Below are 24,607 nucleotides of genomic sequence, written 5' to 3'. Positions count from 1 at the left end.
AATCTTCCCGGCCGGCCCGATACGCATCGCGTCCGAGACGGCAGCCTACAGGTAGACTATTGCGTTGTGGTGAAAGTCACAGTGCACCCGGTGAAAGAAGTACAGGTGTGCACTGAAACGTCTATTTTCAGGTCCGATGAAGGTCCTGTCCAGTGTTTAAGACTGCCGCACTTTAGCATTTATCGCCAGTCGCGGTTGTCTGACCGGGTAGCCAGCGCTGCAGCACACGCTGCAGTTCGGTGCGGCGCAAGGGTTTGCTCAGGTAGTCGTCCATGCCGGCTGCCATGCAACGCTCGCGGTCGCCCTGCAAGGCGTTGGCGGTCAGGGCGATGATCGGTAGCCTGGCGCCGTTGGGCAGCTGGCGGATACGCCGGGTGGCTTCATAGCCGTCCAGGTGCGGCAGGCGGCAGTCCATCAGCACGGCGGCAAAACGCTGCCGGCTGACCCGTTCGACCGCCTCCAGGCCGTCTTCGGCCGTGCATACCGCCAGCCCCAGGCTACGCAGCATGGCCTCGATGACACTTTGGTTGACCGGATTGTCCTCTACCAGCAGCACCTGATCATTGTCGGCCACCGCCGGCGGTGCAGCGCTTGGCAGCGTCAGCGAGACCGGGGCAGGGCTGGCCAGGGCCAGCGGCATCTCCAGGGTAAAGGTCGAGCCCAGGCCTTCACGGCTTTCGCCGCGCAGCTTGCCGCCCATTCGTTCGGCCAGGGTGCGGGCGATCGACAGCCCCAGCCCGGTGCCGCCATAGCGGCGGGAAATCGAGCTGTCGGCCTGCTGGAAGGCGACGAACATCATTTCCAGGCGCTCGTTGTCGATGCCGATACCGGTGTCGCGCACGCTGCAGGTCAGCCAGATCAGCTGGCGGTCGAGCACCTGCCAGCGCGCCTCGACCTGTACCTGGCCGCGTTCGGTGAATTTCAGCGCATTGCCGACCAGGTTCAGCAGGATCTGGCGGATGCGCGTGGGGTCGCCGTTCACCTGCAGCTGCTCGATACCCGCCGGCAGTTGCAGGTGCAGGGCAAGGCCGCGCTGCTGGGCGCTGTGCTGGAACGACTGGACGCTGCTGGTGATCAGCTCGCCCAGGTTGAAGTCGATGTGTTCCAGTTGCAGCGCGGCGCGTTCGATGCGCGAGAAGTCGAGGATGTCGTTGATGACCTTGAGCAGGTGCCCGGTGGATTCGCTGGCCACCGCGGTGTACTCGGCCTGTTCGCTGTTCAGCTGGGTGGTTTCCAGCAACTGCAGCATGCCCAGCACGCCATTCATCGGCGTGCGCAGCTCGTGGCTCATCATCGCCAGGAAGTCCGATTTGGCGCGGTTGGCCTGTTCGGCCTCCTCGCGGGCCTGGATCAGCTCGGCAATGGCCTGCTTCTGTTCATTGCTGGCCTGCTCCAGGGCGTGGGCCAGGTTGTTGATGTGGCGCGCCAGGTGGCCCAGTTCGCTGTCATCGACCACCGGCAACAGGGTGTGGTACTCGCCTTGCTGGATGGCCTTGACCGCATGCCCCATGTCGCTGATCGGCTTGGCCAGGCTCAGGGCCAGGCGGCGCGCCAGCAGGAAGGTGAACAGCAGGGCGAACAGCGCGAGGATACCGGCCTTGATCACGATTTCCTGCTGGCGCTGGCTGAAGGCATCATCGGACATGCCGACGATGACCCGGCCCAGGTAATCGTCGCCGATGGCCGGGGTGGTGGCCTTGCCCTGTTGCAGGAAGTCGCTGTCCAGGCGGATCTGCTGCAGGCGGATGGGTGCCTGGAACACTTCGACGCGCTGCGCGCGGTTGGCGCTTTCGTCGGACTGCTCCACATATACCAGGATGTGGTTGCGGCTGTCCTGCACCTCGAGGAAGCGCACGTGGGGGATGCTGAGCGTGGCGCGCATCAGGCCCTCGAGCACTTCGTTGTTGCCCGAGATCACCCCGTATTCCGAGGCTGGCGCCAGCTGGTTGGCGATCAGTTGCCCGGTGTGGTTCAGTTCCTGGCGCAGGTCCTGGATCCGTACGAAGGTGAAGAAGCTGATCAGCAGCAAGGTCAGCAGCAGGGCAGGGCCGAGGCTGATGATCTGGGTGCGGGTGTGGATGTCCCAGCTCAGGCGCTTGCTCATGGGGTGGGTTCTCCTTCGGCCAGGGCCTTGGCGGCGGCGTTCGGATCAATCGGCTCAAGGCCCAGGGCGCGCGCCACCTGCTGGTTGCCGCTGACGCCGAAGCGTACCGGGTACAGGCTGCGCGGCCAGCGCGCCGGTGGCTGGTCGAGCAACTGGTCGAGTACCGCCAGCCAATCGTCCTGGTCGCTGAAGGTGCTGGCCAGGGCGCCGGCGCGGACGAACCCGGCGTTCGGGCCGATCAGCGCCATCTGCCGGCCATAGCTGCTCAACAGCAGGTTCTTCGCAGTCTTGGAGTTGAACAGGTCGGCATCGTCCAGGCCCAGCAGCACGTCACTGTTGGCCAACAAATGTTGCAGAGGGCGGCTGTCGCGCGGGTCGGGCCAGTCCTGGGCAATGATCTCCAGGCCCAGCGCGCGGGCGGCATGGCGCAGCTCTTCGAGCAGAAAGCTGCTGTGCTCGCCGTACAGCACACCAATGCGCTGGGCCTGCGGCAGCAGGTAGCGCGCCAGGCGCAGCTGCCGGCCCAGCGGCGGGTCGCTCCACAGCAGCGTGAGGAACGCGGGCCGCGACTTTCCCAGGCGCTGTTCAGCCTGTACCCGGCTGACCCTCATGGCCAGGGCCGGCGGGCCGGCGGTTTCCCCAAGGCGCCATTCCAGTGCGGCGTTGTCCAGCAAGATCAGGCGCTGGTCAGCCTTGAGCTTGCCCGGGGGTGGCAGGTCGGCGGTGGTCTGGAAATGCACGTGATCGTGCGGCCGGCGGCTTTCCAGCGCAGCGACGAAACTGCGAATGCCGGGCTGGTCTTCCGCGCCTACCAACACGATTTCGCTGGCGGACAGCGGCCCCATCGGCCACAGGCACAACAGCAACAGGCGCAGCAGCAGGGCCATCAGAACTCCAGCTCCGCGCTGACGCTCAGGCGGTGGCGGCTGTCGTAGCGGTTCTGGATTGCCGTGGTCGGCTCATCGTCCAGGCGCTGTTGCCACAGCGCCGCCAGCTCCAGGTTGCTGCCATGCACCCGGAAGCGCTTGGCAAGGCGCAGGTCCAGGCGCTCGTAGCGGTACTGGTTGAGCGCATCGTCGCCGTAATAGAACAGCGCACTGGACCAGCCGTCGCCCCATTCGCGCATCCACCCGGCCGAGCCGCTGTTGCGCGCGCTGAGGCGGCGGTCGGCGGGGTTGCTGGCCCAGGCATCCACGTAGGCGTAGGTAAGGCGCAGGCGGTCGCGCAGGGTCGGGCGCCAGTCCAGTTGCGCCTCGCTGCCGCTGAAACGGGCCTTGTTGGCGTTGCTGGCGATGTACTGGTTGTTCTTCAGGGGCTCGCTGATCATTCCGGTGATCTCGTCGTAGAACAGCTTCACATCCATGTTCAGGTCGATGTCGCTGAAGTAGCCGTTGTAGCCCAGCTCGCGCGAGCGCATGCGTTCCTGGTCGAGGTCGCCCGGGCCACGGGTCTTGACGAAGTACTCGCCGTTTTGCAGCTTGAATGCATTAGGGGTTGGGGTCAGGTTCTTGACCGTGTAGCTCCAGTTGACGTTGTTCTCGAACATGTCTGGCGAGCGCACTGCCTCGGAATACACCGCACGCAGGCCATGGCGCGGGGTGATCAGGTAGTTGACCGCCACGCGTGGGGTCAGCGAGCTGCCGGACAGGCGCGAGTCCTCGAACATGGCACCGCCCTGCAGGATCCAGTGCTCGTCGGCGCGCCACTCCAGCTGGCCGAACAGGCGCCAGGTCTGGTCGTCGATGCTGCCGTTGAAGTAGGTCTGCGAGTCGGCACGATCATAGCGGTAGTTCATGCCGCTGAGCAGACGCAGGCTGTCGGTCAGGCTCAGTGTGTCCTGGATTTCCAGGTCGTAGCGGGTTTCGCGGGTGCTCTGGTCGACGTCGCCGCAGACCTGCTGATCTCCACCCTCCTTCCATTGCTGTTTCACCTTTTCCAGGAGCTCACTCAGGACAGGGTCGCTGGTCGAAAGTGGCGTTCCTCCAGCGATTCCGCGCGCTACTTTCTCGGCAAAATCGGGATTGATTTGCCAGATCTGAGTCAGTTCGGGGCTGAATGATTGCAAGGCATCGCAAGCGCGCCAGACCTGCTGGCGGTCAAAATGCTGGGCCGAACCCTGGATATAGAGGCTGTGCTCGGAGCTAAAATCCTTGGTCCAGCGTACTGAGCCGGCGTAGTCCTTGGCATTGACGTCAGCGTTGTTTCCCGCCTCATATTTTTTGAACACCGGCTGATAGGTATATGGCCGTTGGTTGCTGCCTTCCTTCGCCGCCAGTTGCCATTCCAGGGTCTGGTCGTGTGCCAGGCTGTGGCTGGCGTTGATATTGAAGCGGGTCAGCCGGCGGCTGTCGCGGTAGTCCTGGCCGAACTGGTTCTCGTCGAAGCCATCGTCCTGCTGGCCGGACAGCGACAGGCGCATGTCGCCGCCATCCCAGCCGAAGCCGTGGCTGGCGTAGAAATCGTTGATGCCGTCCTGGCCGCGGGTCATCTTCAGCCGCGTGCCATGGCTGTCGGCAGGGTTGCGGGTAAGGATGTTGACCACCGCCATCAGCGCATTGGCGCCGTAGCTGACCGTGTTGGGGCCGCGGAACACCTCGATGCGCTCGATATCCTCCATGGCCAGGGGGATGTCGCTCCAGTCCACCGTGGCCAGGCCGGCGCGGTACACCGAACGGCCATCGATCAGCACCTGCATGCGCCGGGCATCGTTGACGTTGCTGCCGTGGTAGTTGACCGTGGGTTGGTTGCCAGCGTTGTAGCCCACCATCATGCCCGGCACCAGGCGCAGCAGTTCGGGGATGTCGCGGGCACCGCTGGCGCGGATCAGCTCGCTGTCGAGCACGGTCATGCTGCCCGGGACTGCGGCGGGGGATTGTTTCAGGCGCGTGGCGGTCAGAACCTGCGGCAGGTCCGTGTTGTCGATGAACAGGTCATCGGCCACGGCCGGGCCACCGAGCAGGGCAGTCAGTATGAGCAGGCGCGGGTACGGGGGCGTGCCAGGGAACACAAAGCGGCCTTGTATCAGGATTGAAACAGGCATGGTAACTGACCGTGGCGTATTTGCCAGTGATCTGCATTACCCGTGATGGCCCTTTCGCGGGTAAACCCGCTCCCACAAGGACCGCACCGCTACTGAAGGCTTCGTTGTACCTGTGGGAGCGGGTTTACCCGCGAAGAGGCCAGTACTGACACTGGTTCTGTAGCAGGCGAGCCGTATAATGGCCGGGTCGCCACTTAACTTTTGGCTTTAACGGATTGGATATGACTGAACAGCAACCTGTTGCAGTTCTGGGAGGCGGCAGCTTCGGCACCGCCGTGGCGAACCTGCTGGCAGAAAACGGTGTGCCGGTGCGCCAATGGATGCGCGACCCGGAACAGGCCGAGGCCATGCGCGTCAATCGCGAGAATCCGCGCTACCTCAAGGGCATCCGCCTGCACGACGGCGTCGAGCCGGTCAGCGACCTGCTGGCCACCCTGCAGGCCAGCGAGCTGATTTTCGTCGCCCTGCCATCGAGCGCCTTGCGCAGCGTGCTGGCCCCGCATGCCGAGCTGCTGCGCGGCAAGGGCCTGGTCAGCCTGACCAAGGGCATCGAAGCGCAAAGCTTCAAGCTGATGAGCCAGATCCTCGAGGAAATCGCCCCCGAGGCGCGCATCGGCGTGCTGTCCGGCCCCAACCTGGCCCGTGAAATCGCCGAGCATGCGCTGACCGCCACGGTGGTTGCCAGCGAGGACGAAAAACTGTGCCAGCAGGTGCAGGCCGTGCTGCATGGGCGTACCTTCCGCGTCTATGCCAGTGCCGACCGCTTTGGCGTCGAGCTGGGCGGGGCGCTGAAGAACGTCTACGCCATCATCGCCGGCATGGCGGTGGCCCTGGGCATGGGCGAGAACACCAAGAGCATGCTGATTACCCGCGCCCTGGCCGAGATGACCCGCTTCGCCGTCAGCCAGGGTGCCAACCCCATGACCTTCCTCGGCCTGGCCGGTGTCGGTGACCTGATCGTCACCTGTTCCTCGCCCAAGAGCCGCAACTACCAGGTCGGCCACGCGCTGGGCCAGGGCCTGAGCCTGGAGCAGGCGGTCAACCGTCTGGGCGAAGTGGCCGAAGGCGTCAACACCCTCAAGGTGCTCAAGGCCAAGGCGCAGGAAGTGCAGGTGTACATGCCGCTGGTGGCTGGCCTGCATGCCATCCTGTTCGAAGGCCGCACGCTGAATCAGGTGATCGAGCACCTGATGCGTGCCGAGCCGAAGACCGATGTCGATTTCATTTCCATCAGCGGTTTCAACTGAGCCGTCAGCGGCTCTGACAACAGCAAGGAGCAACACATGAACGATACGCCCGAACGCGCCCAGCGCGAGTCGATCATCCTGCGGGTCCTGTGGATGGTGGTGTTCCTGGTGGTCTGGCAGCTGGCCGAGCTGCTGCTCGGTGGCCTGGTGCTGGTACAACTGATCTACCGCCTGGTGTACGGCGCCCCCAGCGCCAGCCTGATGAACTTCGGCGACAGCCTGAGCCAGTACCTGGCGCAGATCGGCCGCTTCGGCAGCTTCCACAGCGACCAGAAGCCCTGGCCGTTCGCCGACTGGCCGGCACCGCGTGCCCCGGAAGGCGAGGCGCCGCACGCGGTGGCCCCGGCCCCGCACCCGGTGCGTGACGAGGAGCCCAAGCTGTGAAGCTGTGGGTGCTGCGCCACGGTGAAGCGGAGCCGCGGGCCAGCAGCGATGCCGAGCGCCGGCTGACCGCCCATGGTCGCGAGCAGGTGCTGCACAGCGCCGCCCGCCTGCTGGGCCAGCCGCTGCAGGCGATCATCGCCAGCCCTTACGTACGCGCCCAGCAAACGGCCGCCCTGGTGCATGACACCCTGGGCTTCGCCGAGCCGGTGCGCACCGTGCCCTGGCTGACGCCTGACAGTGATGTGCAGCAGGTAATCGGCAAAATCGAGCGCCTGGGCCTGGAGCATGTGCTGCTGGTCAGCCACCAGCCGCTGGTGGGTACCCTGGTAGGGGCGTTGGAGCATGGCCACCAGCAGCAACCGGCAAGCATGAGCACAGCAAGCCTGGCAGAGCTGGAAGGGGACTGGCCGCTGGCTGGGTTGATGACCCTTCGGGCGATCAACTCGCCGGCCTGAAACCCAGGGGGGCGCTGCGCGGACAGGTACCGCCCCCGCCTTGATCTGTGGGAGCGGCTTTAGCCGCGAACACCGGCGCAGCCGGTGCCATGCACCGTGTTGGATTCTTCGCGGCTAAAGCCGCTCCCACAGTGTTTGCGGATTGCTTGCGAACTCAGTTATCTACGCGACAGCGCAGCCCAAAGGGCTGGGCGATCTCCCGCAAGCCTGACCTGATAGCCCTCGCCGATGACCTTTCCGGACGTTGCCGAACTGCCCCGCGATACCGACAATGGGCCATCATCCCCCATCCGGACCCGGCGCCATGTCGCAGCAGATCTTCTTCGCCCATGCCAACGGTTTCCCCTCGGCCACCTACGGCAAGCTGTTCGCCGCCCTGGCACCGGACTACCAGGTGCAGCACCTGGCCCAGCACGGGCACGATCCGCGCTTTCCGGTGGACGACAACTGGCAGAGCCTGGTCGATGAACTGCTGCATCACCTGGCCCGGCAGGACCAGCCGGTATGGGGCGTCGGCCATTCGCTGGGCGGGGTGTTGCACCTGCACGCAGCCTTGCGCTGCCCCGAGTACTACCGCGGCGTGGTGATGCTCGACTCGCCGGTGCTCACCCGCGCCGACCAGTGGCTGCTGCGCACCGCCAAGCGCTTCGGCTTCATTGACCGTATCACCCCGGCTGGCCGCACCCTGGGGCGCCGCGAAACCTTCAATGACCGCGACAGTGCCCGGGACTATTTCGCCGGCAAGTCACTGTTCCGCCATTTCGATCCCGAATGCCTCGATGCCTACATAGAGCACGGCCTGCAGGCGATGGAGCAGGGGCTGCAGTTGCGCTTCGACCCGGCCACGGAAATCAGCATCTACCGCAGCATCCCGCATACCAGCCCTGCGCCCGCGCGGCAATTGCAGGTGCCGCTGGCCATGGTCCGCGGCGAGCGCAGCAACGTCATTCGCCGCCACCACACACTGGCTGTGCGCGGCATGCCCAGGGGCGAATACCACAGCGTGCCGGGTGGGCACATGTTCCCGCTGGAGCGACCAACCGACACCGCCAGCCTGATCAAGGGCCTGTTCGACCGCTGGAGCCAGGCATGAGCGCGCAGGTCGAGGAAATCCGCCTGAGCCTGGGCCATATCGAACTGGCGGCGCACCTGTTCGGCCCCGAGGACGGGCTGCCGGTAATCGCCCTGCATGGCTGGCTGGACAACGCCAACAGCTTCGCCCGCCTGGCGCCGCAGCTGAAAGGCCTGCGCATCGTCGCCCTGGACCTGGCCGGGCATGGTTACTCCGAGCACCGGCCGCTCGGCGCCGGCTATGCCCTGGCCGACTACGCCCATGACGTGCTGCGGGTGGCCGAGCAGCTGGGTTGGCAACGTTTCGCCCTGCTGGGCCATTCGCTGGGGGCAATCATTTCCGTGCAACTGGCTGGCGCGCTGCCGGAGCGGGTCAGCCATCTGGCCCTGATTGACGGCGTCATCCCGCCGACCGGCGCCGAGCAGGACGCCGGCGAGCGGTTGGGCATGGCACTGCAGGCCCAGTTGCGCCTGGATGGCAAGCGCAAGTCGGTGTACACCACACTGGAGCAGGGCGTGCAGGCGCGCATGAAAGGCATGGTCGCGGTCAGCCGCGAGGCAGCCGAGCTGCTGGCCCAGCGTGGCCTGATGCCGGTGCCCGGCGGTTACAGCTGGCGCAGCGACAGCCGCCTGACCCTGCCTTCGCCAGTGCGCCTGAGCGAGGCCCAGGCCATGGCCTACGTGCACCGGGTGAGTTGCCCGGCGCGCCTTGTGGTGGCTGCCGACGGCATGCTGGCGCGCCACACAGGGTTGCTGGAGCAGCTATCCTTCGAGCAGGTGACGCTGCCCGGTGGCCATCACCTGCACCTGAACGATGAGCAGGGCGCGGCCCTTGTCGCAGACTGTTTCAATCGCTTCTTTGGCTTTGCTTGACTTGCACCGGACAAGTGTCGAGGCTTGGCGGGTTGAACAGGGAGACAACCATGCAACTGCCAGACATCCTGGAGCTTCACCTCGGCGCTGAGCGCCGCCTGGCTCGCCAATGAGCGCGCCTGTTGCCATCCGTAATGCCATCGCTGCCTGCCTGGTGTTCGCCAGCCCCGTTTTGTGGGCCGGCAGCCTGCCGGTACCGGTGGACGCCAAGGTGGTCGACCAGCGCCCGGCCGTGGAGCAGGAGCGTGTCTACCCCATGGGCCCGCTGCGCAAGATCAGCGGCCGCCTGCGGGTCGAGGACAAGGTCGAAAGCCGTGGCCAGGTCAGCTCGGTAACCTACGAACTGCCGGTCGAGCGTACCGCCCGCGAAGCCTTCACCAGCGCTCGCGAAGCACTGCAGCGCGACGGCGGCTACCCGCTGTTCTGGTGCCAGGGCCGCGATTGCGGCGAGGCCAGCCTGTGGGCCAATGATGTGTTCGCCAATGCCCGCCTCAACGGCGGCGACGAGCAGCAGGCGTTCATCCTGCTGCGCCGCTCGGCGGAGCAGGCCGATACCCTGGTCGCGCTGTACAGCGTCACCCGCGGCAACCGCCGCGCCTACCTGCACGTGGAAGAGTTCGTCGCCGGCAGCCCGCTGGGCGAACTGCTGCCGACCGCCGCCACGGTGCTGCGCGAAATGCGCGACACCGGCAAGCTCGACTACCCTGACCTGGCCGCACCGCAAGACGCCTGGGCGAACCTGTTGGCCCGCAGCCTGAACCTCGACAGCACCCTGCGTGCCAGCCTCAGTGGCGCCCAGGCTGAAGCCTGGCGCGAGGCCTTGGTCAAGGCGGGGGTGCGCAATGGCCGCCTCGAAGTCGGTAGCGCGCCTACCGACGGCCTGCACCTTGAACTGATCCGTTGAACGGGCACCACCATGGCTAACAATGACCGCTTGCTGGTCCAGATTCTGCTGCTGGCGCTGCTGGGTGCCGGCCTGTGGGTAATGGCACCTTTCATTTCAGCGCTGTTGTGGGGGGCCATCCTGGCCTTTGCCAGCTGGCCGTTGATGCGCTTGCTGACGCGTGCGCTGGGCGGGCGCGAAACCCTGGCGGCCAGCCTGCTGACCACTGCCTGGATCCTGATCGTGGCGCTGCCGCTGGTGTGGCTGGGGTTCAACCTGGCCGACCACATTCGCGATGCGACGGCGTTCGTGCGTGACGTGCAGGTGGACGGCCTGCCCGATGCTCCGGCGTGGCTGGGTGGCATCCCGTTGGTTGGCGAGCGCCTGGTCAGCTGGTGGCAATCGCTGGACCAGCAGGGCGCGGCCTTGCTGGCCTCGGTCAAGCCGCACCTGGGGCAGGTGGGCAACTGGTTGCTGGCGCGCAGCGCGCAGATCGGCAGCGGCGTGCTGGAGCTGACCCTCAGCCTGGTATTCGTGTTCTTCTTCTACCGTGACGGCCCGCGCTTGGCGGCGTTCGTCCTGCGCTTGCTGCACCGCTTGATGGGCGACCGTGCCGAGTACTACCTGGAGCTGGTGGCCGGTACGGTGCAGCGGGTGGTCAACGGGGTGATCGGTACGGCCGCCGCGCAGGGCGTGCTGGCGTTGATCGGCTTCCTGATTGCCGGTGTGCCCGGGGCCATCGTGCTGGGGCTGGTGACCTTCATGCTCAGCCTGATCCCCATGGGCCCGCCACTGGCCTGGATCCCGGCCACGGGCTGGCTGGTATGGAAGGGCGAATACGGCATGGCGGTGTTCCTGGGGGTTTGGGGCACCTTCATCATCAGTGGCGTGGACAACGTGCTCAAACCGTACCTGATCAGCCGTGGCGGCAACCTGCCGCTGGTGATTGTGCTGCTGGGGGTATTCGGCGGTTTGATCGCCTTTGGCTTCATTGGCCTGTTCATCGGGCCGACCTTGCTGGCGGTCGGCTACAGCTTGCTGCTGGACTGGAGCCGCAACGCCGTCCCGCAGGCGCCTCAGCAGTAAACCTGTACTGGCCTCTTCGCGGGTGAACCCGCTCCCACAAGGATCTCCGCAGCCCGGGAGAGTGGTGTGGTCCCTGTGGGAGCGGGTTTACCCGCGAAGAGGCCGGTTCAGGCAACCTCAACCCCCGATCTTTACACCTTCTTTATTCCCATCCCCACCCCCCAATCTCGCCCCTTTACGCCCCTCGCCGGACAATTTCCCCAAAGCGGCCCAAGCCGCACCACGGGGAGAACCACACATGAACATGCTCGACGGGCTGTCACTGCTGCTGGCAGTGGCATTGGCGTTTTATCTGCTGGTGGCGCTGCTGCGCGCCGATCGCAGCTAGGGAGCGGCCATGCACAGTTACGACTTCGCCTTGCTGTTGGCATTTTTCGCCATCGTGCTGCTGCCGGCACCCTGGCTCGGGCGGTTCTACTTCAAGGTCATGGAAGGCCAGCGCACCTGGCTGTCGCCCCTGCTGGGCCCGGTCGAGCAAACCTGCTACCGGCTGGCGGGCGTGCGCGCCGACCAGGAACAGAACTGGCAGCAGTACACCCTGGCCCTGCTGGCCTTCAACCTGGCCGGGTTCCTGCTGCTGTTCGCCGTGCTGCTGTTGCAGGGCTACCTGCCATTCAACCCGCAGCATCTGCCCGGCCAGGAATGGTCGCTGGCGTTCAACACCGCGGTCAGCTTCGTCACCAACACCAACTGGCAGGCCTACAGTGGTGAGGCGTCGGTCAGCTATCTGAGCCAGATGCTCGGCCTGACCGTGCAGAACTTCGTCAGTGCCGCCACCGGCCTGGCCGTGCTGGTCGCCCTGTGCCGCGGCATCGCCCGGCGCAGCGCCACGACGCTGGGCAACTTCTGGGTCGACATGACCCGCGCCACCCTCTACGGCCTGCTGCCGCTGTGCCTGCTGCTGGCGTTGCTGCTGGTATGGCAGGGCGTACCGCAAACCTTGGCCGACTACGCCCACGCGGTCACCCTGCAAGGCACCGAGCAGACCATCCCGCTGGGCCCGGCCGCCAGCCAGATCGCCATCAAGCAGCTGGGTACCAATGGCGGTGGCTTCTTCGGGGTCAACTCGGCGCACCCGTTCGAAAACCCTACGGCCTGGAGCAACCTGTTCGAGGTGGCTTCGATCATCCTCATTCCGGTGGCGCTGGTGTTCACCTTTGGTCACTACGTGAAGGACCTGCGCCAGAGCCGCGCCATCCTCGCCTGCATGCTCGCCCTGTTCCTGATCGGCGGCAGCACGGCGTTGTGGTCCGAGTACCAGCCCAACCCGGCCCTCGAGAGCGGGCAGGTACAGCAAAGCGCCCCCATGGAGGGCAAGGAAAGCCGCTTCGGCACCACCGGTTCGGTGCTGTGGACAGTGACTACCACCTCTGCCTCCAACGGTTCGGTCAATGCCATGCACGACAGCCTCAACCCGCTGACCGGCATGGTGGCGATGGTCAACATGATGGTCGGTGAGGTGATCTTTGGCGGCGTTGGTGCAGGGCTGTACGGCATGCTGCTGTTCGTGCTGATCGCGGTGTTCCTGGCCGGGCTGATGATCGGCCGCACCCCGGAATACCTGGGCAAGAAATTGCAGGCCCGCGAGGTGCAGTTACTGGTGGCGACCCTGCTGGTGATGCCGGTCGGCGTGCTGGTGCTCGGCGCCATCGCCGCCAGCCTGCCGGGCCCGGCGGGTGCGGTCAGCAACCCGGGCGCGCATGGCTTCAGCCAGCTGCTGTACGCCTACACCTCGGGCACGGCCAACAACGGCTCGGCCTTTGCCGGCTTCGGTGCCAATACGGTGTTCCACAACCTGATGATTGGCCTGGCCATGCTTGTCGGCCGCTTCGGCTACATCCTGCCGGTGTTGGCGTTGGCCGGCTGCCTGGCGGCGAAGAAAAGCGCGCCCCAAGGGCTGAACAGCTTCCCCACCCATGGCCCGCTGTTCACCGGCCTGCTGCTGGTCACCATCCTGCTGGTCGGTGGCCTGACCTTCCTGCCGACCCTGGCCCTTGGGCCGATCGCCGAACACTTGAGCCTGGGTTTTTGAGGACCGACCATGAACATGCCCATTCCTGAAGTACAAGCTCGGCATAGTGCCAAGGACCAGACCCGCTTCGCCGCGTTGTGGCGCCCGGCGCTGGTGCAAGCATTCGTCAAGCTCGACCCGCGCCAGCTCAAACGCTCGCCGGTGATGCTGGTAGTCGCCCTGACTGCTGTGCTGACCACCGTCCTGTGCTTTGCCCCCGGCAGCGGCGTGAGCACCGGCGTTGCCGTGCAGATCGCCCTGTGGCTGTGGTTCACCGTGCTGTTCGCCAACTTCGCCGAGGCCCTTGCCGAAGGCCGTGGCAAGGCCCGCGCCGACAGCCTCAAGGCCGGCAGCCAGGGCCTGACCGCCCAGCGTCGCAAGCGCGATGGCAGCTACGAGACCGTCGCGGCCAGTGCGCTGCGCAAGGACGATGTGGTGCGCGTGGTGGCCGGCGAAATGATCCCCGGTGACGGCGAGGTGCTCGAAGGTATCGCTGCGGTCAACGAGGCCGCCATTACCGGCGAGTCCGCGCCGGTGATCCGCGAGTCCGGCGGCGACCGCTCGGCGGTGACCGGCAATACCCGGCTGGTCTCAGACTGGTTGTTGATCCGCATCACCAGCAACCCGGGCGAATCGACCCTCGACCGCATGATTGCCCTGGTCGAAGGCGCCAAGCGGCAGAAGACCCCGAACGAGATCGCTCTCGACATCCTGCTGATCGGCCTGACCCTGATCTTCCTGATCGTGGTGGTGACCCTGCAGCCGTTCGCCCGCTTCGTCGGTGGCAGCCTGCCGCTGATCTTTCTCGCCGCATTGCTGGTGACGCTGATCCCCACCACCATCGGCGGCCTGCTGTCGGCCATCGGCATCGCCGGCATGGACCGGCTGGTGCGGCTGAACGTCATCGCCCGTTCCGGCCGCGCGGTGGAGGCGGCCGGTGATGTGCATACGCTGATGCTCGACAAGACCGGCACCATCACCTTCGGCAACCGCCGCTGCAGCGCCCTGCATGCCGCACCGGGCATCACCGCCCGCGAGCTGGGGGAGGGTGCCTTGCTGGCCTCGCTGGCAGACGACACCGCCGAGGGCAAGTCGATCGTCGAGTACCTGCGCCAGTTGCATGACTTCGTCGAACCGGCCGCCGGGCAATTCGAGGCGGTGGCGTTCAGCGCCGAGACGCGCCTGTCGGGCATCGACCTGCAGCAGCACCGCTACCGCAAGGGCGCCGTCGATGCCGTGCTGGCGTTCGTCGGCATGCAACGCCTGGAAATGCCCCTGGCACTGGCCCGTGAAGTGGAGCGCATTGCCCAGAGCGGCGGTACACCGCTGCTGGTGTGCATCGACAAGCGCCTGCTCGGCGTGATCCACCTCAAGGATGTGGTCAAGCCCGGCATCCGCGAGCGCTTTGCCGAACTGCGCAAGCTGGGCATCCGCACGGTGATGGTGACCGGCGACAACCCGCTGACCGCTGCTGCCATCGCTGCCGAGGCCGGCGTGGATGACGTGCTGGCCGAGGCCACGCCAGAGAAGAAGCTGGCGCGCATCCGCCAGGAGCAGAACGACGGCCGCCTGGTGGCGATGTGCGGCGACGGCGCCAACGACGCCCCGGCCCTGGCCCAGGCAGACGTGGGCATGGCCATGAACGACGGCACCCAGGCCGCGCGCGAGGCGGCCAACATGGTCGACCTGGACAGCGACCCGACCAAGTTGCTGGATGTGGTGCAGGTCGGCAAGGAGCTGCTGGTGACCCGCGGCGCGTTGACCACCTTCTCCATCGCCAACGATGTGGCCAAATACTTCGCCATCCTGCCGGCGCTGTTCGCCGCCATCTACCCGCAACTGGGCGTGCTCAACCTGATGCACCTGGCCAGCCCGCAGAGTGCGATTCTGTCGGCCATCGTGTTCAACGCGCTGATCATCATCGTGCTGATCCCGCTGGCGCTGCGCGGCGTGCGGGTGCAGGCCTCCAGTGCGGCGCACCTGCTGCGGCGCAACCTGCTGATCTACGGGTTGGGCGGCATTGTCGTGCCGTTTGCCGGGATCAAGCTGATCGACCTGCTGCTCAATGCCCTGCACCTGGTCTGAGGAGGCCACCATGAATGCTTATGTACGCCCGGCATTGAGCCTGGCCCTGTTGATGACCCTGGTGACCGGCGCGCTGTATCCGCTGGCGGTGACCGGTATTGCCCAGGTGGTTTTCCCCAGCCAGGCCAATGGCAGCCTGGTGCGCGATGACCAGGGCCAGGTGCGCGGTTCGGCGCTGATCGCCCAGGATTTCCAGGGCGATGGCTGGTTCCACGCGCGGCCATCGGCAGGCGCCTACGCCACTGTAGCCAGCGGCGCCAGCAACCTGTCGCCGAGCAACCCGGCGCTGGCCGAGCGGGTCAAGGGCGATGCGGCTGCGTTGTACCAGGCGCAGCAGGGGCCGGTGCCCCAGGCGCTGCTCACCACCTCGGGCAGCGGCCTCGACCCGCACCTGCCGCCGGAGGCCGTGGCCTACCAGATCCCGCGGGTGGCGGCGGCACGGCAGTTGCCGGTGGAGCGCTTGCAAGGCTTGCTGGAAGAGGCCACCCTCCACCCATTGATCGGCCCGCCGGTGGTCAATGTGCTGGCCTTGAACCAGGCCTTGGAAAACCTCAGTCATTGATAGATGACTTGAGGGGCTAGCAGGGACCCTGTGGGAGCGGGTTTACCCGCGAATGCGTCGGTGGCGCTACTACTGCATTCGCGGGTGAACCCGCTCCCACAGGTACGGTGTTTGTCCCTGGATTTGCGGTTTGCTGGAAATAGCAAAGGATGAAAGATGAGTGACTCCGCCCGCGCAGACGCGCTGTTGGCTACCCTCCCGCGAAGCGGCCGGGGGCGGTTGAAGGTGTTCCTTGGCGCCGCCCCCGGCGTCGGCAAGACCTTCGCCATGCTCCAGGCCGCCCACGCCCAGCAACGCCAGGGCGTGCAAGTGCTGGCCGGGGTGGTCGAAACCCATGGCCGTGCCGAAACCGAGGTATTGCTCGCTGGCCTTCAGCAGCAGCCCCTGCTGCGCAGCCAGTACCGCGGCGTCACCCTCGAGGAAATGGACCTCGACGGCCTGCTCAAGGCCGCGCCGGCCCTGGTGCTGGTCGACGAACTGGCCCACACCAATGCGCCCGGCAGCCGCCACGCCAAACGCTGGCAGGACGTACAGGAACTGTTGGCCGCCGGCATCGATGTGTACACCACGGTCAACGTCCAGCACCTGGAAAGCCTCATCGACAAGGTCCGCGACATTACCGGCGTGCAAGTGCGCGAAACCCTGCCGGACTGGGTACTGCAGGAAGCCTTCGAGCTGGTGCTGATCGACCTGCCACCCCGGGAGCTGCTCGAACGCCTGCGCGAAGGCAAGGTGTACGTGCCCGAGCAGGCGCGGGCCGCCATCGATGCGTTCTTCTCGCAAACCAACCTTACCGCCCTGCGCGAACTGGCCATGCAGACCGCCGCTGCCCAGGTGGATGCCGACCTGGCCCACGGTTATCGCCAACGCGGCCAGGAAGCCCCGGCCCTGCGTGGGCGCTTGCTGGTGGGCGTGGATGGCGACGACCAGGCGGAACGTTTGGTGCGCCATGCCAGCCGCGTGGCGCAACGCCGCCACCTGCCCTGGAGCCTGGTGCACGTGGACAACGGCCGCCTGCGCGACGAAACCGCGCGCCAGCGCCTGCAAGCTGCCCAGCAACTGGCCGAACGCCTGGGCGGGGAGGTGGTACTGCTGCGTGCCGGTGAAGTGGTGCGCACGCTGATCCAGCATGCCGCCGAACGGAGGGCCAGCCTGGTGCTGGTCGGGCAGTCCCGCGACCGCCTGCGCCGGCGCCTGTTCGGTGCCGGTTTGGCCGCGCGGCTGCTGCGCGAAAGCCACGGCCTGGAAATCAACGTGCTGGACCGCGACGCGCAGCCGCAAGCGCCACGTTCGGCGGTGCGGCGGGTGTGGGTCTGGCGCCATTACCTGCTGGCGCTGCTGGCCACGGTCATGGCCGCGGGCCTGGCCTGGGCGGTGTCGAGTGTGCTGGCCTTGCCCAACATCTCGCTGGTGTTCCTGGCCGCGGTGTTGCTGGTGGCGGTGCGCAGCAGCCTGGGGCCTGCGCTGGCCTGCGCGGTGCTGTCGTTCCTGACCTACGACTTCCTGTTCATCCCGCCCAACCTGTCGTTCAGGATCCAGCGCGAAGAAGACGTGCTGACCCTGGTGTTCTTCCTGTTGATGGCCGCGCTCACCGGTAACCTGGCTGCGCGCCAGCGCCGCCAGTTGCAGGCGCTGCGCGAGACCCAGGCGCAGACCAGCCAGTTGCTCGACCTGTCGCGCCGGTTGACCGTGGCCACCGACCGCCAGGCGGTGTTCAACGCCGCCGGCCAGCACCTGGACGGTTGGCAGGACATGCAGGTGTGCCTGCTGGAGCGCAATGTCGAAGGCCAGTTGCAGGTGGCCAGCGGCGAAGCTCATGCCTTCAGCGATAACGAACGCGCCGCCGCAGAATGGGCCTGGCAGCACGGCCAGGCCGCCGGTCATGGCAGCGACACCCTGCCCAATGGCCGCTGGTGGTGGTGGCCGCTGGCGGTGGATGAACAGCCCCTGGCATTGCTCGGGGTGCGCCCACGTTCCGGCCAGCCGCTCAGCGACCCGCGCCGGCGCCTGCTCACTGCCCTTGGTCAGCCACTGGCCCAGGCCCTGGCCCGGGCGCGCCTGGCCGAACAGCTGGAGGCCGCGCGCCTGCATGGTGAAACCGAGCAGCTGCGCAGCGCCTTGCTCGCGTCCGTTTCCCATGACTTGCGCACCCCGCTGACCGCCATGCGCGGCAGCATCGACAGTCTGCTGGCGCTGGGCGAGGCGATCCCCACCGCCGACCGCCGCGAACTGCTGGAGGGTACCCGCAACGAGGCCGAACGCCTCGACCGCTACATCCAGAACCTGCTCGACATGACCCGCCTGGGCCACGGCGGCCTCAAGCTGGCCCGTGACTGGGTGGCCCCGGCCGACATCGTCGGCAGCGCGCTCAACCGCCTGCGCGCGGTGCTGGCGCCGCTGCGGGTACACACCGACGTGCCGGCCGAGCTGCCGTTGCTGTTCGTGCATGCGGCGTTGATTGAGCAGGCCCTGGTCAACGTGCTGGAAAATGCCGCGCGCTTCTCGCCAGCCAATGGCCGGCTGGAGCTGCAGTTGTCAGTGCAGGATGCTCTGTTGTGCTTTGCCGTCAGCGACCAGGGCCCCGGTATTCCCGTGGATGATCGCGAGAAGATCTTCGACATGTTCTACACCGCCGCTCGCGGCGACCGCGGCGGGCAGGGCACCGGCCTGGGCCTGGCGATCTGCCAGGGCATGATCGGCGCCCATGGCGGGCAGATCCTGGTGGGTGAAGGCATCGATGGCCAGGGCACCAGCATCACTTTATGCTTGCCGCTGCCTCCTCAACCTGAAACCGAAAGCGAAACCCCATGAGTCAGTCCGCCACCCTTCTGGTCATCGACGATGAACCGCAGATCCGCAAGTTCCTGCGTATCAGCCTGGCCTCGCAAGGCTACAAGGTGCTCGAGGCCGCCACCGGCACGGAAGGGCTGGCCCAGGCGGCCTTGGGCAAGCCGGACCTGGTGGTGCTTGACCTGGGCCTTCCGGACATGGACGGCCAGCAGGTACTGCGTGACCTGCGCGAATGGAGCACGGTGCCGGTGCTGGTGTTGTCGGTGCGCGCCAGTGAAGTGCAGAAGGTCGATGCGCTGGATGGTGGCGCCAACGACTATGTGACCAAGCCGTTCGGCATCCAGGAGTTTCTGGCGCGGGTGCGCGCCTTGCTGCGGCAGGTGCCGCAGGCCGGTGGCTCGGAAGTGGCGGCCAGTTTTGGGCCGCTGATGGTGGACTTTGCCTTTCGCCGGGTGACCCTGGATGGCGTGGAAGTGGCGCTGACCCGCAAGGAGTATGCGCTGCTGGCGCAACTGGCCGGGCACCCGGGGCGGGTGATTACCCAGCAGCAACTGCTCAAGGATATCTGGGGGCCTACCCACGTGGATGACACCCATTACCTGCGGATCGTGGTCGGGCATCTGCGGCAGAAGCTGGGCGATGACCCCACGGCGCCGCGGTTCATCATCACCGAGCCAGGGGTGGGGTACAGGTTGGTGGCGCCGACCATGTAACCCCTGTGGGAGCGGGCGTGCCCGCGAAGAATCCAGCGCGATGCATGGCACCGGCTGCGCCGGTGTTCGCGGGCATGCCCGCTCCCACAGGGTCCCTGCTAATTCAATGAGTCATGTGCAGTCCAAGAGAGATTGCCCAGCCCTTTGGGCTGCGTTGTCGCGTAGAAAACTGAATTCGCAAGCGGCCCGCGTACCCTGTGGGAGCGGCTTTAGCCGCGAAGAATCCAACGCGGTGCATGGCACCGGCTGCGCCGGTGTTCGCGGCTGAAGCCGCTCCCACAGAGTCCCCGCTAATTCAATGAGTCATGTGCAGTTCTATGAGAGCTGGCATGCCGGCGATGGGGCCAGAGCAAGCAGTGCAAGACAGTAATCTCATGGGGCGGTTCTCGACTCCAGATCCATTTCCGCTGGCCACTCTACTCGGGGTGCCAGGCGCAGGGCGAACTCACACCAGAGCACGTCGTTGTGATCCTTGGGTTCCCCGGGTGGTGGCAGGGCTGAGGGGCCTTCCTGCATGTAGGTGCAGATGTAGGCCCAGGCATGCTGGTCGGCACCCATCGTACTCAGGTGAAAACGGTCGATGACGTTGTTCGTGCCCGGCGCGACGATGGACAACATGACACCCCATTTGAAAATGACCCCACCGTTTGGCAGGGCGCCGGTTTGTGACCAGCGCTCGGCGCGGACTTGGGACCAGTCGTAACTGACCGGCACGACCTTGCCTTTGTCGAAGGGGTTCCACCATTGGCGTTTGAAGTTGTAGGCGTAGATTCTCTGGCGCGCACGGTTGAACCTGATGGGTTCGTCGCGAGGTGGAGAAATATCCATGCGAAGGCCTATAGTAACCAGCCAGCTAACCAGGAAGACTTCAGATATTGAGAGCAGCAGCGACTTAAAATTTCGGGGATCGAGCGTAAGTGTCATCATGTAAAGGCTAAAGGCGAAAAATATGCACAAGAGGAAGGCGAAGGTTGAAATCACCCCTCGTGAGGATACGCTTTGTCGCGGAATCTCTAAGTAAGTCATGCACTGATGGTTAGGTATTTGATTGCCCATATATTTTTCTATTGAGTCGACTGTGTAAGGGTCGGGGAGGTCTTCCTTCCAGCCCGGGCAGGCAGGATTTAATAAGGGTCGGGCCATTTTGTCAGGGGCTCCAAGCTGTGCATATAGTTTTCTGTTATTGTTACATGGGCATGCCCAAGTTCGTCCTGCTTGTCTGGCCAGTAACGCAGGCTAAGTTCAATGGCGTTGATGTGATGATCTATCAGTAAAGGCAGAGCTCCCTGTATGGTCAACGTATTGTTCTTGTTGTTGAAACGCACCAAAGGGTGTGGGTTGTCAATATGGCCAAAGACTCCCTTCCCCTTTGGTAGGCTGATCTGCAATTGGTTAGTCGGAGTACTATCACCCGATACGGTAATGATTTCTCTTTGAGCGCCAGTACGATGAATGCTTAAATGCCACTCATGGCGAGATGTACCCTCGGCGTATTTAGGCAAGAGGAAGTAATAATTGAGTGTGTATTCTGCGGGTATTGCAGGCTCGTTGCCGATGATCATCCCTTTTGGTTCGGAAGTCTGCATGTTCGTATGATTGGTGAGTTGAGTCCTTATGGAAATCTCGGCTTGAACGCCAATTGCTGCCGCATTCAAAGCACCAATTGCAGTGTCAAGATGCTTCGCTTCGGTCCAGAGACGGTTGTCTTCAGATAATCCCCATCTGCTTTGACGAGCCCAAAGCTCTGTTGAAGAGGATTCGTTTTGCTTTGCCTCGGAAGCTATTGCATAGGCGGCCAGTCCTAGAATGATAGCTATACCGATTGGGCCAAATAATGTGGCGGGTCCGAAAGCTCCAAGTACACCTGCAATGGCGGAAGCGCCAGCCATTATGCCCGCAGTCCTGTATCCATCTGCGGACGTTAAATCTCCGCGCTTATGAGTACGCAGGCTGGCGAACAGGTACTGTGCCCCATCCATCATTCCAGCTATTCCCGCAATGCCGGCGCCGTATCGAGCAATACCGGTTCCCAAAGACGTTGTCGTCACTGTTCCGGGCCACGGTATCTTCGGGCGTATGACTGCAACAGCCAGTCCTGCTGCCTCCACACTCGCCCCCAACAAACCCAGGGAGGAAGACCAGATCGCCGCAAGCGCCTCCGGGTTGTCCTGATGCGTCTCTTGCAACGCTCGATAGTTCTTGCCCAGGCTGTCCTGATGGAACCACATGCTGCCCAAGGCAAATAACAGCCCGGCACTTCCGCTACTCGCTGCAGCATCCCGCAGGCTGCGCATCGCATCGCTTGCCAGGTTTTGCGCGGCCGTAGAACTGATCTTCAAACCACCCGTAACCTGCGCACGCAGCCTACCCGCACCAATCGCAACATCGCGTACCAGCGCCCCGACGCCACCGGCTGCACCCTCGCGCAACTGCACCAACCGCGCCTGCAAACTCTCTGTGCTTTCCAACGTCCAGAGCATCACCTCGATCATCTGGCTACGGTTACCCGCTGCCGCAATATTGATCGCGCCACTCAGCACCATGGCCCGCACCTTGCGGCCCAGTGGGTCACGGAACTGCTTGTCTACCTGCTGCAGAAACGCATCGGTCCGCGCCTCCAGGGCTTCATTGAGCAGGCTGATGTATTCGCCCACTGTCAGCGACACCCGCAGCGGCGTTACCTGCTGCCCCGCAAACAGGGCAAACGCCGAGCGATGCACATGGCCGATCAGGGTCTTGGTCCGTTCACTCAGGTGCTGGCTGAGTGCATTCCCGGCGCTGTTGGTCGCGGCCAGCAACTGGCCAACGGCATCCTGTATCGGCTTGATCATCAACAGCTGGCCGTCGGCGGTACCGGCGATGCCCTTGATGATGTCGTACACCTTGCCGAAGTCGTCCCCGGACAGCGCGCTGGCCACCTGCTGCATCAGCTTCTGGTTCTTGGCCAGCAGTGCCTGGTAAAGCAGGCTGCGGTCGTCTTCCAGCAGCTGCTGCCAGATATGCTGGGTGATCCCGAGTGGCTGACCCTCCTGCGGCAGGGTTTCGGTAGGCCCGCCGGCCAGGCAGGCGGCCATCATCTGGATGAAGTACTCCACCGAAACGGGGGAGGTCGCGTCATAGTCGTAGTAGCCGATCTGCTGAAACGCCCGCTTGGCATAGTGCCGCGCATACAGATCGCCAACCTGGTCGATCATCGACTGCCAGTTTTTCAGTTCGCGGTCGTAATCGGCCTGGAACGCGGCGCGGGCGCTTTCGTCGTAACGCTCTTCCAGCCGCTCGCGGGCGTCCTGCTGCTTGCGCGCGATGTTGCGTTCGGTCTGCGCGTCGATGTCCACCGGCGGCAGATAAGCCTTGGCCGCGATCGGGCTGTCGTTCCATTGCTTGACCTGCCGGGCTTCCCGCTGCGCGTCCTCGGCACCCTGCACGGCAGCCATGGCAGCGTGCAATTCGCGGATGCCCAGTAGTGCTTGCGAGGTGAAATACTCGAAGTGCCGCTGCGGCTGCGCCCGCCATTCCTGCAGGGCTTGCACCCAGCCAGTGCGTTGCGCGTTGAGCTCCATGACCATGCCGACCGGGTCGGGCAGCGTCAGCGCCAGCAGGCCATTGGGCAGTTGTTCCTGCTGGATGACATTGCGCACATGCGTGCGGGTTTCATGCCAGCGGCCCAGGCGGCTGTAAAAGCCATGAGCGCTGGTAAACCTGGCAGAAGAAAAGGTAGAGAACTCCAGCACCTGTTCCAGGCCGAAGCGGAAGCTGTCGGTCATGGCGATGCCGAGGCTGGCAGGGTCGTTGCGTGCGGTGTGCAGGTCCACTTCGACGAAGCGGGCGAGGGTGCCCGGGTCGCTGTCGGCGATGCCTTGCCGATAGCGGTCGAGTACCGCTCGGGGCCAAGGGTCGTTGGCGAAGGCGATCCAGGCCTTGCGGTAGAGCAGGGTATCGATGTTGATGAACGAGGCGATCACATCGTGGCCTTCGGTGGCGCATACCTTGGGTAACGACCTGGGTGGCCCGAAGGGCATCTGCGATACCGGAAAGCGCTGCAAGGTACCTTCCGCCGCTACCTCGTAGGCCTGCCAGATTTCCTGGTCGAGCAGTACGTAGACATAACCCTGGCGCAGGAGGCGCAACTGGTCGGTGTGCATCGGGTGGAAGATGATTTCGCTATCGTCTGCCAGGCGATAGGGGCGCCCCGTATCCGGGCGCGGGGCGTAGGCCTCGCGCAGCAGCAGAATCGGCAGGCCGGAGCGTTCGCAGGCGTTACAGGTGCCGTAGGTGTTGGGGATCTCTTCCTGCATGGCGATGTGGATGGCTTTGCTGATGCTCATGAGTAACTCCTTGCGTTCGGCAGGCCGGCGACGATGTGCGACCAGGTGCAGTCGTCGTAGCTGGCGAAGCGGTCCGCCAGGCGCTGCTCGCCGGCTGCTGCCTTTTCCACTTCGTGCTGGATGGTCGGGTGCTGAAGGAGCAGTGGGTGGATCATGAGCATGTGCAGGCACATGCACTGGATATCGGCACGGTCGCGCAGGCCCTGCTTGAACGCCTTGAGAATCAGGTTCATGGCATGGGTGGGGGCGTTTTCCGGCAAGCCTGAGGAACCTGCGAAGTGCCAGGGTGCATGGGGATGCTGCACGGCACTCAGGCGATGCCAGGCGCCGAGCAGTTGAATGATCTGTGGTGCGACGTGCTGGGTCGCCCTTACGGCCTCGGGGACGGCCAGTTCGCCAGCCATGGGTTCTCGCTCGAATACCTCGCAACTGCCACAACCATCGGGATGTAGCCAGCTGCGAACAGGCCCGAGGACTTCGCCTGCGTTTTTCAGGGTTGCGCGCAGCAGCGCCAGCCGCACGGGTTCGAACCAGGCGGTGATACCGTGCGGTTCTGGTTGGTGCAGCACCTGACACTGCTGGCTGATGTGCTGGGCGATGAGGTCGGCGGGTTGATCGCTGATCAGCCAGCCACACACGTAGTGCCAGGTAGCTGCTGATTCACGAGCGGCGCAGGTCGCGCTTAATGGGACAAGGGCTGTGGGCGCATCGCCGGGTTTGGCGAGCCGCACCAGAGCTGGCCAGCACTCAGGATCCTGCACCAGCCCGCTGCAGTCGACGCGCGTTACGGCATCACTACCCAGCGCTTCGCTGAGGGCAGCGATGGCCAGCGGGTGCTCAGGCGGGCAGCCGGCGAATGGGTCCAGTAAAAGGTAGAGGGTCTCTTCTGGTTGGCGCTGCTGGTTGGCGAAGTGATCGACCGACTGCACGTAGCCCTGCGCGGACTGGCTCGACATGAGAAGTTCCTTTTCTTCTTGA

At 64.9% G+C, this 24,607-nt stretch carries 19 protein-coding genes; 13 read left to right on the top strand and 6 right to left on the bottom strand.

Going from position 1 to position 24,607, the window contains the following annotated elements; all coding sequences use genetic code 11:
• Positions 1-172 precede the first annotated feature (172 nt).
• Genes ABX298_RS01780 through ABX298_RS01770 form a run of 3 tightly spaced genes read right to left on the bottom strand, consistent with a single transcriptional unit; the run spans position 173 to position 5,144 of the window.
• Positions 173-2,104 (bottom strand): ATP-binding protein, encoded by a 1,932-nt coding sequence (locus ABX298_RS01780; protein WP_025339961.1) that lies wholly within the window; start codon positions 2,102-2,104, stop codon positions 173-175.
• A complete protein-coding gene (locus ABX298_RS01775) occupies positions 2,101-2,991 on the bottom strand; it encodes an ABC transporter substrate-binding protein (protein ID WP_025339960.1) in 891 nt (296 codons plus the stop codon). Before ABX298_RS01775 ends, ABX298_RS01780 begins: the two co-directional genes overlap by 4 nt.
• Entirely contained in the window at positions 2,991-5,144 is a 2,154-nt protein-coding gene (locus tag ABX298_RS01770; protein WP_367394023.1) for a TonB-dependent receptor plug domain-containing protein, read from the bottom strand. The genes ABX298_RS01775 and ABX298_RS01770 overlap by 1 nt, the downstream gene beginning before the upstream one ends.
• Before the next feature lie 221 nt (positions 5,145-5,365).
• Here ABX298_RS01770 and ABX298_RS01765 point away from each other — a divergent pair, with 221 nt between their 5' ends.
• The 13 genes from ABX298_RS01765 to ABX298_RS01705 all read left to right on the top strand — a co-directional run bounded on the left by ABX298_RS01765 (position 5,366) and on the right by ABX298_RS01705 (position 19,304).
• Positions 5,366-6,391, top strand: coding sequence for an NAD(P)H-dependent glycerol-3-phosphate dehydrogenase (locus ABX298_RS01765; protein WP_025339958.1), 1,026 nt, complete (start codon positions 5,366-5,368; stop codon positions 6,389-6,391).
• 36 nt (positions 6,392-6,427) lie between these two features.
• A complete protein-coding gene (locus tag ABX298_RS01760) occupies positions 6,428-6,775 on the top strand; it encodes a DUF4389 domain-containing protein (RefSeq protein ID WP_025339957.1) in 348 nt (115 codons plus the stop codon).
• On the top strand, positions 6,772-7,230 hold the full coding sequence (gene sixA / locus ABX298_RS01755; RefSeq protein WP_317410046.1) for a phosphohistidine phosphatase SixA: 459 nt from the start codon (positions 6,772-6,774) through the stop codon (positions 7,228-7,230). The genes ABX298_RS01760 and sixA overlap by 4 nt, the downstream gene beginning before the upstream one ends.
• 304 nt (positions 7,231-7,534) lie before the next feature.
• Positions 7,535-8,323: an alpha/beta fold hydrolase gene (locus tag ABX298_RS01750; RefSeq protein ID WP_367394022.1), complete on the top strand. Its 789-nt coding sequence runs from the start codon at positions 7,535-7,537 to the stop codon at positions 8,321-8,323.
• Complete coding sequence (locus tag ABX298_RS01745) at positions 8,320-9,174, top strand: alpha/beta hydrolase (protein WP_367394021.1); 855 nt, start codon at positions 8,320-8,322, stop codon at positions 9,172-9,174. Before ABX298_RS01750 ends, ABX298_RS01745 begins: the two co-directional genes overlap by 4 nt.
• 109 nt (positions 9,175-9,283) lie before the next feature.
• Entirely contained in the window at positions 9,284-10,078 is a 795-nt protein-coding gene (locus ABX298_RS01740; protein ID WP_137164454.1) for a DUF4892 domain-containing protein, read from the top strand.
• A 12-nt stretch (positions 10,079-10,090) separates the two neighbouring features.
• Positions 10,091-11,143: an AI-2E family transporter gene (locus tag ABX298_RS01735; RefSeq protein WP_317410043.1), complete on the top strand. Its 1,053-nt coding sequence runs from the start codon at positions 10,091-10,093 to the stop codon at positions 11,141-11,143.
• Positions 11,144-11,381: 238 nt separating this feature from the next.
• Positions 11,382-11,471, top strand: a complete 90-nt coding sequence (gene kdpF / locus ABX298_RS01730) for a K(+)-transporting ATPase subunit F (RefSeq protein ID WP_003251485.1) — start codon at positions 11,382-11,384, stop codon at positions 11,469-11,471.
• A 9-nt stretch (positions 11,472-11,480) separates the two neighbouring features.
• Positions 11,481-13,175, top strand: a complete 1,695-nt coding sequence (gene kdpA / locus ABX298_RS01725; protein ID WP_075045830.1) for a potassium-transporting ATPase subunit KdpA — start codon at positions 11,481-11,483, stop codon at positions 13,173-13,175.
• Between the two features lie 9 nt (positions 13,176-13,184).
• The gene (gene kdpB, locus ABX298_RS01720) at positions 13,185-15,239 is read left to right on the top strand and encodes a potassium-transporting ATPase subunit KdpB (protein ID WP_317410042.1); all 2,055 of its coding nucleotides are present in this window, start codon (positions 13,185-13,187) and stop codon (positions 15,237-15,239) included.
• A 10-nt stretch (positions 15,240-15,249) separates the two neighbouring features.
• The gene (gene kdpC, locus ABX298_RS01715) at positions 15,250-15,801 is read left to right on the top strand and encodes a potassium-transporting ATPase subunit KdpC (protein WP_286100230.1); all 552 of its coding nucleotides are present in this window, start codon (positions 15,250-15,252) and stop codon (positions 15,799-15,801) included.
• A gap of 156 nt (positions 15,802-15,957) precedes the next feature.
• Positions 15,958-18,612: a DUF4118 domain-containing protein gene (locus ABX298_RS01710; protein ID WP_367394020.1), complete on the top strand. Its 2,655-nt coding sequence runs from the start codon at positions 15,958-15,960 to the stop codon at positions 18,610-18,612.
• Entirely contained in the window at positions 18,609-19,304 is a 696-nt protein-coding gene (locus ABX298_RS01705; RefSeq protein WP_367394019.1) for a response regulator, read from the top strand. The genes ABX298_RS01710 and ABX298_RS01705 overlap by 4 nt, the downstream gene beginning before the upstream one ends.
• A gap of 372 nt (positions 19,305-19,676) precedes the next feature.
• Here the strand turns inward: ABX298_RS01705 and ABX298_RS01700 are convergent, their stop codons facing one another.
• The 3 genes from ABX298_RS01700 to ABX298_RS01690 are packed head-to-tail and all read right to left on the bottom strand — an operon-like array spanning position 19,677 to position 24,585.
• Positions 19,677-20,447, bottom strand: a complete 771-nt coding sequence (locus ABX298_RS01700) for a DUF6708 domain-containing protein (RefSeq protein ID WP_237140950.1) — start codon at positions 20,445-20,447, stop codon at positions 19,677-19,679.
• Positions 20,429-23,629 (bottom strand): T6SS effector BTH_I2691 family protein, encoded by a 3,201-nt coding sequence (locus ABX298_RS01695; RefSeq protein ID WP_367394018.1) that lies wholly within the window; start codon positions 23,627-23,629, stop codon positions 20,429-20,431. Before ABX298_RS01695 ends, ABX298_RS01700 begins: the two co-directional genes overlap by 19 nt.
• Positions 23,626-24,585 carry a hypothetical protein gene (locus ABX298_RS01690; protein WP_367394017.1) on the bottom strand — a complete coding sequence of 320 codons (960 nt, stop codon included), beginning with the start codon at positions 24,583-24,585 and terminating at the stop codon, positions 23,626-23,628. The genes ABX298_RS01695 and ABX298_RS01690 overlap by 4 nt, the downstream gene beginning before the upstream one ends.
• Between the last annotated feature and the right edge of the window lie 22 nt (positions 24,586-24,607).

The sequence above is a fragment of the Pseudomonas sp. X4 genome, assembly GCF_040784925.1.
GTDB classification, from domain to species: Bacteria; Pseudomonadota; Gammaproteobacteria; order Pseudomonadales; family Pseudomonadaceae; genus Aquipseudomonas; species Aquipseudomonas putida_Z.
The sequence above is the reverse complement of the archived record's forward strand: the minus strand, read 5'-3'. Positions and strand labels throughout refer to the sequence as shown.

What these genes read in the sequence shown, in the direction of transcription:
- kdpF (WP_003251485.1), top strand. Translation starts at nt 11,382, where the DNA reads ATGAACATGCTCGACGGGCTGTCACTGCTGCTGGCAGTGGCATTGGCG.
- ABX298_RS01700 (WP_237140950.1), bottom strand. Translation starts at nt 20,447, where the DNA reads ATGGCCCGACCCTTATTAAATCCTGCCTGCCCGGGCTGGAAGGAAGAC.
- ABX298_RS01710 (WP_367394020.1), top strand. Translation starts at nt 15,958, where the DNA reads ATGAGTGACTCCGCCCGCGCAGACGCGCTGTTGGCTACCCTCCCGCGA.
- ABX298_RS01735 (WP_317410043.1), top strand. Translation starts at nt 10,091, where the DNA reads ATGGCTAACAATGACCGCTTGCTGGTCCAGATTCTGCTGCTGGCGCTG.
- ABX298_RS01750 (WP_367394022.1), top strand. Translation starts at nt 7,535, where the DNA reads ATGTCGCAGCAGATCTTCTTCGCCCATGCCAACGGTTTCCCCTCGGCC.
- ABX298_RS01705 (WP_367394019.1), top strand. Translation starts at nt 18,609, where the DNA reads ATGAGTCAGTCCGCCACCCTTCTGGTCATCGACGATGAACCGCAGATC.
- kdpA (WP_075045830.1), top strand. Translation starts at nt 11,481, where the DNA reads ATGCACAGTTACGACTTCGCCTTGCTGTTGGCATTTTTCGCCATCGTG.
- ABX298_RS01740 (WP_137164454.1), top strand. Translation starts at nt 9,284, where the DNA reads ATGAGCGCGCCTGTTGCCATCCGTAATGCCATCGCTGCCTGCCTGGTG.
- ABX298_RS01770 (WP_367394023.1), bottom strand. Translation starts at nt 5,144, where the DNA reads ATGCCTGTTTCAATCCTGATACAAGGCCGCTTTGTGTTCCCTGGCACG.
- ABX298_RS01745 (WP_367394021.1), top strand. Translation starts at nt 8,320, where the DNA reads ATGAGCGCGCAGGTCGAGGAAATCCGCCTGAGCCTGGGCCATATCGAA.
- ABX298_RS01760 (WP_025339957.1), top strand. Translation starts at nt 6,428, where the DNA reads ATGAACGATACGCCCGAACGCGCCCAGCGCGAGTCGATCATCCTGCGG.
- kdpC (WP_286100230.1), top strand. Translation starts at nt 15,250, where the DNA reads ATGAATGCTTATGTACGCCCGGCATTGAGCCTGGCCCTGTTGATGACC.
- ABX298_RS01690 (WP_367394017.1), bottom strand. Translation starts at nt 24,585, where the DNA reads ATGTCGAGCCAGTCCGCGCAGGGCTACGTGCAGTCGGTCGATCACTTC.
- kdpB (WP_317410042.1), top strand. Translation starts at nt 13,185, where the DNA reads ATGAACATGCCCATTCCTGAAGTACAAGCTCGGCATAGTGCCAAGGAC.
- ABX298_RS01780 (WP_025339961.1), bottom strand. Translation starts at nt 2,104, where the DNA reads ATGAGCAAGCGCCTGAGCTGGGACATCCACACCCGCACCCAGATCATC.
- ABX298_RS01765 (WP_025339958.1), top strand. Translation starts at nt 5,366, where the DNA reads ATGACTGAACAGCAACCTGTTGCAGTTCTGGGAGGCGGCAGCTTCGGC.
- ABX298_RS01695 (WP_367394018.1), bottom strand. Translation starts at nt 23,629, where the DNA reads ATGAGCATCAGCAAAGCCATCCACATCGCCATGCAGGAAGAGATCCCC.
- ABX298_RS01775 (WP_025339960.1), bottom strand. Translation starts at nt 2,991, where the DNA reads ATGGCCCTGCTGCTGCGCCTGTTGCTGTTGTGCCTGTGGCCGATGGGG.